This is a genomic window from Acrocarpospora pleiomorpha (assembly GCF_009687885.1).
Taxonomy (GTDB): Bacteria; Actinomycetota; Actinomycetes; order Streptosporangiales; family Streptosporangiaceae; genus Acrocarpospora; species Acrocarpospora pleiomorpha.
This window is the reverse complement of the sequence record NZ_BLAF01000013.1, coordinates 15082-27508: the sequence shown is the minus strand read 5'-3', so window position 1 is coordinate 27508 and position 12427 is coordinate 15082. Positions and strand designations below refer to the sequence as shown.

General features: G+C 64.8%; 5 protein-coding genes. 1 reads left to right on the top strand and 4 read right to left on the bottom strand.

What is annotated here, in order from left to right; all coding sequences use genetic code 11:
• Positions 1–5: 5 nt before the first annotated feature.
• The 3 genes from Aple_RS12485 to Aple_RS12475 are packed head-to-tail and all read right to left on the bottom strand — an operon-like array spanning position 6 to position 5897.
• Positions 6–3332, bottom strand: a complete 3327-nt coding sequence (locus Aple_RS12485; protein ID WP_155344718.1) for a hypothetical protein — start codon at positions 3330–3332, stop codon at positions 6–8.
• Entirely contained in the window at positions 3329–4615 is a 1287-nt protein-coding gene (locus tag Aple_RS12480; protein ID WP_155344717.1) for a restriction endonuclease-related protein, read from the bottom strand. Before Aple_RS12480 ends, Aple_RS12485 begins: the two co-directional genes overlap by 4 nt.
• A gap of 55 nt (positions 4616–4670) precedes the next feature.
• The gene (locus Aple_RS12475) at positions 4671–5897 is read right to left on the bottom strand and encodes a helix-turn-helix domain-containing protein (protein WP_155344716.1); all 1227 of its coding nucleotides are present in this window, start codon (positions 5895–5897) and stop codon (positions 4671–4673) included.
• Between the two features lie 77 nt (positions 5898–5974).
• Here Aple_RS12475 and Aple_RS12470 point away from each other — a divergent pair, with 77 nt between their 5' ends.
• Positions 5975–6184: a phosphotransferase gene (locus tag Aple_RS12470; RefSeq protein WP_155344715.1), complete on the top strand. Its 210-nt coding sequence runs from the start codon at positions 5975–5977 to the stop codon at positions 6182–6184.
• Positions 6185–6828: 644 nt separating this feature from the next.
• Here the strand turns inward: Aple_RS12470 and Aple_RS12465 are convergent.
• Positions 6829–12408 carry an ATP-binding protein gene (locus Aple_RS12465; protein WP_155344714.1) on the bottom strand — a complete coding sequence of 1860 codons (5580 nt, stop codon included), beginning with the start codon at positions 12406–12408 and terminating at the stop codon, positions 6829–6831.
• Between the last annotated feature and the right edge of the window lie 19 nt (positions 12409–12427).

The window sequence follows — 12427 nt, the reverse complement described above, 5'->3', positions numbered from 1 at the left end:
TGTGGTCAAAGATTTCCCTCAGGTACGCCGGCATAGGACAAAAAGGCGTACAGGGCTTGGCCGTAGAGCTCGTTCATGACTGCCCGCTGCTCCGGCGTCCAGTTCCCGTAGATCCGCTTGATGATGGTGGCCAGATCGGAGCTGAACTTGGTGTCGTGGAGGGAGTGGTCCACGATATGCAGGGTCATGTCCGTCTCGCCGCGACGTGCGCGGCCGGCAAGTTGCACGAGCTGGACGAGCATTCCGGCGACTAATTCTTCTTGGAGCTCGTGTGCCATTTGCGAGAAACGCGAGGGGGATCGCAGGATCCGGTGAAGTTGACGCCACGCGACGATGCGAGCTTCTTCAATGGCCTGTATCGGGTCAGCGCATCCTCCGGGTGGCAGGGTGTTGATCCCGGCGGCGTTCACCGAGCCGTGCATCCACTCGGTGTCTTCAATGCTGAGCACTGGCCGAACGCACAGAAAGATCTCGCGGACCGCTGATCTGGTACCCACCACGATGTTCAGGCCGCGGGCGATCACCGACAGTGGGGCGATGAGGATCTCCCCGTGTTCGGGAAACTGTTCCAACTCCTCGCGCACCATTCGGCGGACATGGGAAGGAAGGTGCTGTTCGTAGTCCTGCTTTCGGTGGTCCTTCACCAGCAGGCATACCCGATGACGTAGCCCATCGGCCTGGGCGACGCCATGGGCGATGTAGGCGCACTGCTCGTAAGAGTTGGCGGTCAGAATCACCCGGGCCCGATCCCGTTCCCGTTCCTTCTGTTCCAGACGCAGTAGCCGCCTGTCCAACTGTTGCTCGTACAGCAGGCGTCCGAGATCTCGCAGGACAGCGGGCTTCTTGTCCGCCCAGATACCTCCGACGCGTATCGGTTCGCCGCCCTCCCCGGCATTTGGATCTATCACAGGGGTGGCGCGGGTGACGATGGATTTCGGGCGGGTATCGGGCAGCCACCATTTCACCGGTGCGTGAACATGCTCTTGAACGGCCTGGGGGAAGTAGGCGGTGGCCGATAGGCCGAGCACGGGCCGCTGGACACCGGCGACCATGAGTGAGGTGAGGCCGCCCAGTTCGGACACGAAGGTATGCGGATCGCCCTCGAAGCTGCGTGACAGCAGCTCCGCTTCGATTTCCGCCGATTCGAGGCCGCGGATCTGGTAGCCGCTGATGGATTGGCCCAGCGTCGACAGCGGGTACAGGGTGGTGACTGTGCTCTTCTTGAGGCCCTCAAGGATCTTGCGTACCGATACCAGATCCAGGTGCGCCAGGCTGGTCGCCTGGCGACGCAACCCATCCATTGCTATATCCAGCTCCCGCAGGATGGTGCGGGTTGCCAGGAGATTCACCACCGCCGCGCGTCGGTTGGCTTCGGGAATCGTCTCGGCGAGTAGCTCGTGGAGGCTTTGCTGCACAGAGTTGAGGTAGTTCTCACTGCGGGGTGCCGCGAGGGCGGCGAGGGCGCGCTGGATCGCATCCCAATCAGCCCCGGTGGGGAGATCTGGCGGCTCGCGGAGCTCGGGATCGTCCCAGCGTTCGGGCATGATTCGCTCAAGGAAGAGGTAGAGCTGTCTGGGGATGTCATCGGGGCCGGGAGCCTGATCGGGGAAGAGTAATTGCAGGATCTCCCGGTCGCGGGAGTGCGTCAGCCTCCACCCATCGTTGTCCCGGCCGGCGGCACCCCACGCCTCGGCTTCGTTGCCCGGGTTCAGCTTCAGGGCACGGGAGCACAGCCAGAGGAGCAGGAACTCTGCCATCAACCGAGAGTGACTGACAGGAGAGAGAACTCCTTCCTCGTGGGCGGTCGGCAGCCGCATTGCGTCCTGGTCGATCTCCCGCAGTACGCTCTCGCGCTTTCGTGAGGCCAAAACGGTCTGCGATGTGCACCGGCCGATCGCGGTCTTCTGGAATGCGTCGATTTCGTCGATGACCAGCGCGTCAAACGATCGCAGCGTTAGCTCCAGCACGCTTAGCCCTGCAGTGCCACGAGGGGTGTCGCGCCACTGCTGGCCGTCAATCACCGCCCCGACTCGCAACGTGCCTTCGAGGAGATTGGCGTGGTTGGTAACCACGATCGCTGCGTTGGCAGCCTCGTAGACGGGCCGGAACTTGTCACACACTGGAATGAACGGGCAGGCTCGCGATGGGCCACTGTTGTCCGAGGTCGGCTTGGCAAGCGTCAGGCAGTTCTCCTGCCCTGCCGGATAGAGATCAGGTGGGTCCATGAGTGATCGCTGCGCGCACCCATAGGCGAGGTGAGCGATGTCCCGCTTACCTCGTAAGTCCCATTCGGTCAGCTTTGTGGACGGGGTGAGCGCCGCGTAGTCCATCGCCCGCCGGTGCATTCCGGAGGCAGCCATCAGCGGTGCACAGTGCGCTGGCTTGTCGAGCTTTCCGATCTTGTATAGCCAAGCGAGATCGTTGTTGATGTCCCATGCCATGCTCAAGGTGGCTCTCACGTCGGTGAGCGCCAGGGCTAGCTTCAGTCCGTGGATGGCCGCCCATGAGGCCAGGACTCGTACGAGAACTGTCTTGCCACTGCCGGTCGGCGCGTTGAGGATCTGCAGCACGCCGGAGATGAGCTCCAACTCGTGCAACTCACGACCGCTGCTGGTTTTGAGCTGCTGGAGGAATTTCACAAGCACGTCGTGCAGGTAGCCGACTGTCTCGTCCCGTTCGGCCAGCCACCCGGCGACCTCCTGAAGCTCCTCCAGACGAGGCGCAACACGATCTCGGGGGAGCGTCGTCGTGAGCTGCGGAAGCGCCTCGTGGCCCGGAGCCTCCGCGAACAGAGGCGTGGCCCTGAACTCGATCTCCCGGCTGGTGACCCCATGCTCCTTACCGAGGTAGGCGCTGCGTGTCTTCCATAAGCCTGGACCGGCGAACGCGGGCGCCTTCGGTCGCTTGCCGAAGGTGAAGAATCCTCGGGTGATCCGCTCTGCGTGTCCGAGGAAGTCGCTTCCCACTTTCAAAATGGCTGCATCGGCCTGATATGGATCGTCACCGACCAGAGTGATCAACCCGCCAGACTTATCCTTCCCCTCCCCGTCAGGTGTGAGCTTTCCCAGGAAGCCCAACGCGGCAGACTTGAACCGCTTGGGATCGGACCACTCCGTCGACATCAGTCGCGTCACTTGCCGCAACAGGCGCCGCTCGGCGAGTGGCAGCGACGCCCATTGGTCCCATGCCTGCGGCTTGCCGTGAGCGAAGAACGCGGCATCTCGGAAGGACGCCAAGATGTTGCCTTCGTCGTCCTTGCGCGGAAAGTAGTGTGAGGCCAGAGCGAGCGCTGCCACCAGCCCGGCCTCGCCACTCGTCAATTCATCGCTCACGCTCGCCCCTCTCGAACTGCAGATATCACCATCTGCACGTATTCGCTCGCTGTGATCGCCCGCATCCGGTACTTGCGGCAGGTTGAATCCAGCGGGGGAATCTGCTCCTGGCGGTGATCGGGCACGACGAGCCACTCGGCGTCGCCTTTGTCTCCGGCATCCATGTGCAGCTTGTTGATCAGGTGGGTGACGAAGGTGTAGTCCTTGAAGTCCGCCGGAAACAGCTCCTTGCGGCGCGAGCCCTCTCCGGTGGCGATGTGGAGATCAATGCGGTCCCCGTCGGGCCACAGCTCCGCCCGCCACGTGGTTCCCTCCAGCGCAGCATTGATCGCGCGGTGCAGCCGCAGCTCCGGCCAGCCGGGGATACAAGTAGACCGCCAGACCTGCCTGACCAGCGCACTGTAGGAAGCCACCGGCCGTGCCTTCGGCACTTTGGGCACACATCCTGTCCACAATGCTGCCTGCGGGCGGTCCGGTACACGGCACTCGAACGCGGGGTGCAGCACCGGCGGCTCCCCCGGTGTCGGCCGAAACAAGTACGACGCACCGGTCCGCTCATGCCACGGATACAGGCAGCGGGCTGACCCCTGCTCCTTCGCCCCGAACCGGGAAACCGAGATTTTCATCGGCCACCGGCACGCCGGGCAAGGGAACCACCAGCCCTGGTAACGCGCGTGCTGAGGAATCGGCTGGTAGAAGTCGAGCGCCCGGGTCGGGAGATTCAAGTCCGCGAGCGTCAGTTCGCCGGATTGCTCCCCCTCGAGCTCTTGCATCAAGACGACGGGGTACTCGATCAAGCTCGTACGATGCCGCTCATAGAAAGGACCCTTGATCGCGCTGAACACCGCCTCCTGGCTATATTCACCCTCCAGCGCCGAATACGTGACCCCGCCAGCGAAACGCCCCACCTTCTTCGCGGACCGAATGACTAGCTCGGCCTCCAGACGGAAGTCGAAGCCCTCGCTCGTTATCACCCCGTCGGGATCTAGGAGCCGGAACCCTTCCAAGCTTCCCGGGTCCGCCCACTCCGGCATCAGCCCGGTCAGCGCACCAACTTGCTCACCAGCCAGCCGGTCCAGCAGGTCGGCGAACCGGATGTGGTGCCCGGGACCGGCGGCAGCCATCAAAGCGCCTTGCGCCTCCACGATCCGTGCTAGGCGGCCGGGGCCGCTCAGATCGGCACGGGTGAGCGCGTCACCGCAGATTGCGAACGCTATCGCAGCTGTCAACAGTGCCTCGGTCTGCCTGAGTTCGGCATCACCGACCGCCTGCTCATTATTCACAAGTGCCCACTTTAGGGCAGTGCGATAGACCGATTAGCGGAATTCGAGAAGGAAGTCACCCGGCCACGTTCTCAAGCCCGGAGGTATCTACATCCGGGTACAAATCCTGATAAAGGGTGAAATAGTCGGCTATATGGCGTCGGCCATCTTCGGTGAGGAACCAGAAGTAGGCGCCACTGTCGACCCCGTCCGGATGGCGCAGCACGATGAAGCCTCGGCTGGGGTTCTTTCTGTCGGGGCTGCGCCCTACCGCAAGAGCATGAGGGCCCCGCCCGGCCAGCGACCCGTCCAAACCATTTCCGTCGGCGCGAGCCACACGTACCAGGATCCGCCACAGCCAGCGCGATAGCAGCGGCTTTGGTGGTCCCGAGTCCCGGGACACCTCCAATCCGGCACGCGCCACGGCACGCCCATGGCGCGTGAGCTCAACGCGTGTCCGGGGGACCTCCCCCTCACCGTCGACTCGCACCCGATCGCGGTAGGTGATGACCAAGCCGCGACGCTCCAACGCGGCGACCGAGGACCCGACGCCGGGATCGTGTACTCCCTCCACCCGTAGGCGTTCCTGAATCCGGGTGTAGCCGACAAGATCTGGTGGGGCATGCACAGCCAGTAGCATCCGCCGCCATTCGATGGCCGGAGGCCGTTGACCTCCCATGGACCGGCGACCCTGGCTCTTCTTCTCCTCCTCCAGGTCCTGCCAGAAGATGCACGACAGATACGTTCGCTGCCGGTCGTTCAACGCCTCCCACACGGTCGTCCGGGCCTCAGTCGTCTGCGACCGCCGCTCGGGTAGAACAGGCGGGATGTCTTCGGGGCGACTGCGGCGCCAGGCATCCATCAGGACACGCTCTGGCACCCTGTAGATCTGTGCCAGCATGCGCGCCAAACGCCCGGCCTTGTCTGGAGAAATCGTCCCCCACCCGGGAACCGAGCGGCCAAGCTCCAAAGCGCGGATCTTCTCATTATCGATCTTCAGTCCCTGGGCGTACCGCTTCCGAGCCAAAACTGCTGCGGCGTCGCTCGCGCTCATGCCGGCATCGCGCCGCAGGTCGGCCAAGGTTTCGCTTCCTCGCTGCCGCCCAGACAGGTCCTGCGCATCGCACCGAAGCGCCTTCAACAGCCGTCCGAACGATCGGTCGTCTGGCACGCTTCTGCCCGCCTGCCAGTACATCACGGCACGCTTGGTCACCCCGACGGCTGCGGCCAACTCCCTGACGCTTATTCCTCTGAGCTCGCGCTGCTTGGCCAACGCAGACGGGGAGAACGAGCGCTGGGTCATGCTTACCAGCAAAGCCCGGTGAACAGTTCACCGCAACTCTTCCCAGGTCGTGTCCGCAAACTAGCCCACGGGCCGACATGGTCCCCGACCGGGCCATGTACGAGCGGGCGCTGGACGGGTTCGACGTCGAGGACCTTGCCGGGGAGACGCTGCTCCACTACGACCTGCACCCTGGAAACCTGCGCATGACAGGCCATGATGTGCACGTCATCGACTGGTCGTTCGCCTCCCGCGGCGCGGCGTGGGTCGACGGCGTCATGCTCGCGCCACGCCTCATCGAGGCCTGACACACCCCCGAGCAGGCCGAAGGCATTCTTGGCCTACTGCCCGGATGGCAGGACGCGCCCGCTCGCGCGGTCACCGCGCTGGCCGCGCTGTGGACGCTGTTCCGCGTTTACAAGGCGGAATTCGGTCCCGCCGAAGCGCGGGAGCATCGTGCCCGCGCTGCCGCCGCCGGACGGGCGTGGGTGGAGTACCGCAACATGTAGTAGTGCACGGGAGCGCCCGCCCCCGGATGTCCCTGTCCGGGAGGTGGGCACTCGTACCGCCGCAGTATCTGAAACGGTTGTTAGCGCTGCCGCACGGCCAGCCCCACGGGGGCCGGCGTTTGCGCGGCCCAGCGGCTCGGCGCCCACCTCCAGCTCATCGACTCCCAGTGGACACGGTGACCTCATGGACTCCGGCGTTCCGGGCCACCACCCGAATGCCGCCATTCCCAGAGTGCGAGCTCTGCTCCCAGCAACAGCCGCCGCCGGGTGCCGGTGACGAAACACGTGAAGCGGTGCCCGTCGATGTCGGTGAACCGTAGTTGAGCGCCCGGGTAGGCGCGTTCTTCGGACGATGGACACCCCGGCCGACGTTGGGGGTTCCTTCACTTGGGTGGATGCCCCACGCCCCTGACGCTGGTCCCAGCGTCAGGGGCGTGCCTGTGTCAACCGTTGGGGAGGTGAAGGATGCGCCAACTTTCCGCGAGAAGCGGTTCGACTCGGTAGCGCCCCTTTCGGTCCGTGTTGAACACTTCCAGGCAGAGCAGGCATTCGACGGCGGCAGCGGGGTCGGGGTGCTGCTGATAGTAGCCAGCCCCGGTGATGAGGTCGGTGTACAAGGCCCCATCTGGGCCGTCCGCCAGGGAGATGATGCCGTGGAAGGCGCTCGCGAGTTGGGTGTCTTGTTCGATGCCGACCTTGTCGACTAGGTTCTGACGTCCTCTTGGCGTGGTGAGGTCGTCCCTGATCGCGCTGATGGCTGCAGACTCGCCTGACAGGGAGGATTTGAGGTCCAAGGCCTGGTCGACCAGATATGGCCAGCCAGAGGTGGCCTTATAGAGTTCGTCTACTCGTTCGACGAACGCCTCGTTGTCCAGCGCCCAGATCTTCAGAGTGCGCAGTGTGTAGCGCCGCAGGTGCACCACGGACAGACTTGGAAGGTTCGCGGTGAGCGTCGACGCCCAGAAGGGCATCGACGTGGGAGAAGCCACGAGGATCACCGACCGGGTGACCCCCGGCGTGTCGGGACGCAGCCGAAGAGCGAGGTCGCGGCTCTCGATGCACCCATCCGGCTTGGTGTTGGCCGCGGCTAGGTCGGACAGCACTACTCTTCGCTTGTTCGGCGCCCCCTTGGTCAGGGCTTCCTCGAATCTGCGGCGGTTGGTGACGAAGTCGACGTCGAAGCGACCACCGAGGTCATCGGTGATGGCCCTAATGGCATCTGAGACCATGGAGATCCCTGTCGCGTCCGACCCCAGAACCAGCCTGACCTGGTTTCCGTAGTTGCCGAGAACATCGTCGAGTTGGGCCGCCGTCAGCGGGGACCGGGTCGTCCTGCCGGTCAGCAACTGGCGTGTCTCCTCAGCCAGGTCTTCGTGCGGGATGGAATCTCTGGCCGCTCGGTCCAGCTGGGCCATGACCTCGTCGTGCGTCCCCACCCTGTCGAGGACGTTCAGGGACCGAAGGCGCCAGCCGAGGCCGTCGTAGTTGGGCATGAGAACGCCGAGCCCCACCATCTCGTGGAGATAGGCGCGGAAGGCCTCGATATCCAGGGTTTCGAATCCCGCTTGCCAGTAGTATTCGCATTCGTCGCTGAGTTCGACGTCGGACAGGCGCGCGGCCATGCCGTGTTCGCGCGCGTGGTGGGCCAGCACATTCGCGACCACGTTGTAGCGAGGGTCGAGGTAGAGGGTGTCGCGGAAGGCGAGGCTTATCTCGCTCTTGAGTTCCGGGTCCGACTCGACCGCGTCGACATCCGCTGAGGTGATCGTGTATGGCGGGCCGGCGTCTTGTGGTGACCGCCGGGACTGCAACACATCAACCAGTTGATGGCCGAACTTCTGGATGAGGTAGGGCTGGTAAGAGCAGTAACCCAGAATCCTGGTCACGAGGTCAATGTCAGTGGGGGCGAAAACGAATCCGAGCGCCTCGAGCGGTTGCGCGATCAGGTCGAGCGCGTGCTGGGGCGCCAGCGGTCCGATCACGGTCGGCTTCTGTGCCATGTGAGAGAAGGGCCCGTTTCCGCTGATCTTGCTGAATCGCTGAACGGAGTGGAGGCCCGCGAAAACTACCTTCATCCGGTCGCCGGTTTCCTGCCCGAGTTCTTTGAGCCTCTGAGTCTCCTGGAAGGACGTGTGATGGTCGGATTCGAAGAACCTGTCGGCCTCGTCGAGCAGGATCAGCAGCCGACGGCGCGAGTCTTCCGCCAGCCAGGCCTGAACCCCCTGGCGGACGGCTTCGTACGCACTCGTGTCCTGCTCTCCTCGTGCCTTTGGACGGAGGAGCACCTCAACCTGTACGAGTTCCTGCCGCAACCTGTCCCAGACGGCGCTGGCTCCCCGACCGCTGGTGGCACCTCCGGACGTCTTCAGGTCGAGGTAGATGGCGACGTGCTGCGGCACCCGCTCGAAACGCCGCTTGCTGTCCCGTAGCAGGGCGGACTTTCCGAGGCCTCGGCCGCCGAAGATCAGCTGGGTGCCGTCGGCGTCCTCCACGCTGTGCCGTTCCTCGTCGCGGCCGTAGAACATCTCCTCGGCAACAAGCCCTCGCTTCTCCTTCCTGTAGGGGTTCACAGAGGAGAACGGCAAGGTGATCGTCAGCAGGGTTTCGATGCGGCTGTCACCGCGTTTCGCCAGATACGCGAGGGCGGCGTCATCTAGAACGATCACGGGAGCTCGCGTGCTCCTGGAGCGTACGGCGAGCATCCGTCTGTTCTGCACGGTCATGGTGCCGAAGTGCGCGATCAACAGTGGACGGCCCGAGGTGTCCTGGTCGGCCCAGCTCATCAGCAGTTCGGCCGGATGCTGTCCCCACACCAGAAGGATGCGGAGGGTCCCGCTGTCTGGCGAATCGACGCCCAGATTGGTGCCGAACTCCGGTACCAAGCGCTTGCCCACGATGGTTACGCCCGAGACCTCGACGAACCTGCGCTGGCTGTCGAAGGGGATGTCTCTGAGGACCTCGATCCGTCCCACGCCGAGCCCCACTGCGCGTAGAGCGGGGAAGAGACAGTCCCTGAGCGGCAGGTTGTTGCGGCCGAGGGGTGGTGTGGAAGCCAGCTGGCGCCAGCCGTCCAGCGCGTCGGCCGCGCGCTGCCTGGCCTGAGCGTCCAGCAGGTCGGCGTAGTCCAGCGCGGGGACGTCACCATAGCGGTGCCCTGATCGTGCCGCGTTGACGAGTTCCTTGGTGATGCCGTCGCTGAGCGCGTTGGGCACGGATGGGAAGAAGCGCCTCAGATCATCGCGGGGATTCAGGGACGGGACATCCTGCTTGAGTTCCACGAAGTTGACGAATTCCTCGGCGGTGGCGAGCTTGCCGTCGTCGATCAGGTGGCTGATCCGCTCAATCTGTTTCGTGGTGTTGGGACGATCCGCGAGCTTTTTGAGACGTTCCCGAAGTCGCTCAGCTGCCAGAGAGCGGTAGTTCGGCAGCAACTCCGCGAGCGTCTGGAGCTCATCGCGAACCGCGTCGAGGTCGGGGCGCTCTCCTGGGGCGGCGTGGTGGAGTGCTGTGGACAACTGCTCGAACTCGTCCTCCGACACATGGTTTTGCAGTCTGGCGCGCTGCAGTTCCAGTCGCACCTCTTCCCGCAGTGCGTGGAGTCGTACCCGAGTGTTCTGTTCCGCCGTGAGCATGTCGGCTTCGGCAGCGAACTCGACGGACTCGCGCGGCAGCAGTCCGCTTCTCGCGACGTTCACAATCTCGTGGGCGGCGGCGTAGTTCTCCGCGGCGACCTGGCGGGCGAAGGCACCCTGCCAGGAGAGGCTGAATGCCTCCAGGTAGACGTCCGTGTCGTGCTGATTCGCGCGGATGTCAACTCTTCCGGTCTCGCTGTCGAGCAAGGCGCCGGGCACCTTGAGGCACTCAAGCGTCAGGGCGAGGTCGGCTTGGGCTTCGCCGGGTGGGAGCGTCTGAGAGCCGTCGAGGAGCGCGAAGACGGACGTCAGCGAGGTGACTGCGGCCTGAGTCGCGGCGCGGGTGAGCTGGTCGAGGCTCGCATGCGGCTGGAGGCCGGCCAGAATTGGGCTACGCAGTGCCAGGATCCCGGCGCGCATGTCAGCGATCTCGTCGGTCGCCCATGACTTGTCCTGACTCAGTTGGCGGCCCAACGCCGCCACGGCTTCCAGCCAGGCTCCAACCGTCGTGAGGGCGCCCGAAGCCAGGGTGAGCAGGTTCTGACGGGCGGCGCCGGTGATGGGCTTCTTGGCGCTCGTCCGGTATGTGGCGTCAAGGAGGTCGATCTCCTTGTTCATAGCGACCGGGTCGTTCAATCTCTTGACTATCTGGGCGATCTGCGGTGCTGACGCCCGATCGTCGGCACTGGCGGCGTGAAGGAGACTCCCGAGAATCCCGTCGGGCGCGAGCCATGCGTTCGCGATCTCGGTTGCCCGCTGGAATCGCAGCTTGCGCCGCCGCTGGGAGAACTTGCGTGCTGCCATCCGCGCGTCATCGACGCGTTTCTCCAGTTCGGTCACGTCCGCCAGCACACCAATGAGCGGGGCGTGGAGGAGGACTCCCTGCAGCACCCGGGTGCCCACATGGTGCGCGACGCTGCCGAGATCCTTGTCGAGGTGCCCGACCGCGTCCAGCAGTAGCGCGCCTGCACGGTGCTCACCGGTGACGAGCGCGGCACGGATCAGGGCGGGAACGGCCAGCAGGAGCGGTAGGGGCTCCGGGGTTACCTCGGTCACTGCTTCGTACTCGGTCGCGAGCCGGGCAGCGCAGGGGCCAGTGTCCGAGCGTACGGCCTCCGCCAGTGCGGCCACGCGGTAAGCCCACAGCTCGCCGACCGGCCGGCCGATGGCGGTCGCCACCGTGTACGCCGCTGAGAAGCGCCGCTCGGCCACCAGGTCGGCCAGCGCGTCGGTGACGTCGCGAGGAGCGACTTCGGTGATCTTCTGCGGCTCTGCACTGTGCGGTTCTGAGGCCGGGGCGCGCGAGGGCGCCTCTATGACGCTTAGCTCGGCTTGCGGGGCTGGTGCCTCAGGCGTTGACGAACGCCATCGCACGGCGCCCATGAGGGCGTAGCTCACCAAATGCGCCAGATTGCTTGGCAGGCCGCGAGCGCGTTCGTGACATCCCAAGAGCTGGTCCCGATCAGCGGGCATCTGACCGTCTGCGGCCTCGACCAGTTCGACGATGTCGCCGATCGCGAGCAGGGCTGCCGCGAGTGCGGACTGCTCTTCCTCCCAAGCCTGTGCGGTCAGCAGTTCCTCCACCGTTGCCCGGAGAACGTCCAGTTCTTCGACTTCCGTGTCTCCGGAGAGCTCGGTGAGTCGGCTCAGTCGGTCACGTTGGAGCGAGGTTTCGCGGACCTGTCCGAGGGCTTGGAGGAGCGCGGGTACGGAATGATCTCCCGGCAAGGTGCCTGCCGAGGCGAGGTGAAGTTCGACCTGTTCGACGACCTCGCCAAGGGTCGCCAAGGCGGCTGTGAGACGGTTATCCGGGAGATGCCCCGCCCGCAACTCGTCGACGACTCGCTCGGCCTCGATGATCGCTTCGGTTTGCGCAGTGGTTAGCGCGTCTTCGAGATTCTCGGGGATCATGATCCTCTCCGTATCGTGATCGGAAACTGCCTCAGCCAGGGTTCGTGCTGCTTCGATGACCTCCTGGCCGAGCTCTGCCGGGGTCGCCGGAGGCAGCCACCAGGAATGTTCGGCGGCGCGGATGAGCAGGCGCTCGCTGCCCGGGCATGGGCACATCCGCGCCCACACGGCAAGCCGTTTGAGTGCGTCTGGCCACTCGTCAGGAAGGTCAGCCGCGCCTCCGGCGAACCAGTCGGCGAGCACCTGTTCCAGCGGCTGGGTGAGCAACAGGCCGATGGACCGCAGGTCGAAGCGGTCAGGTCTGCGGAGGCGACGGAGCACGTTCTCCGCCAGTGAGTCGCCCCACTGTCTGGGCCTGAGGTTGCCAAGGCCCAGGTACCGCAGGACGGCGTTCCTGTCCTGGTCCTGAGAGCGTGTGGCGGCGAACCGGAGGTCATAAGCGGTCAGCTCGGCCGCAGCTGAGCCGATGGGATCGTCCATCAGGGCGAGGGCATCCGCA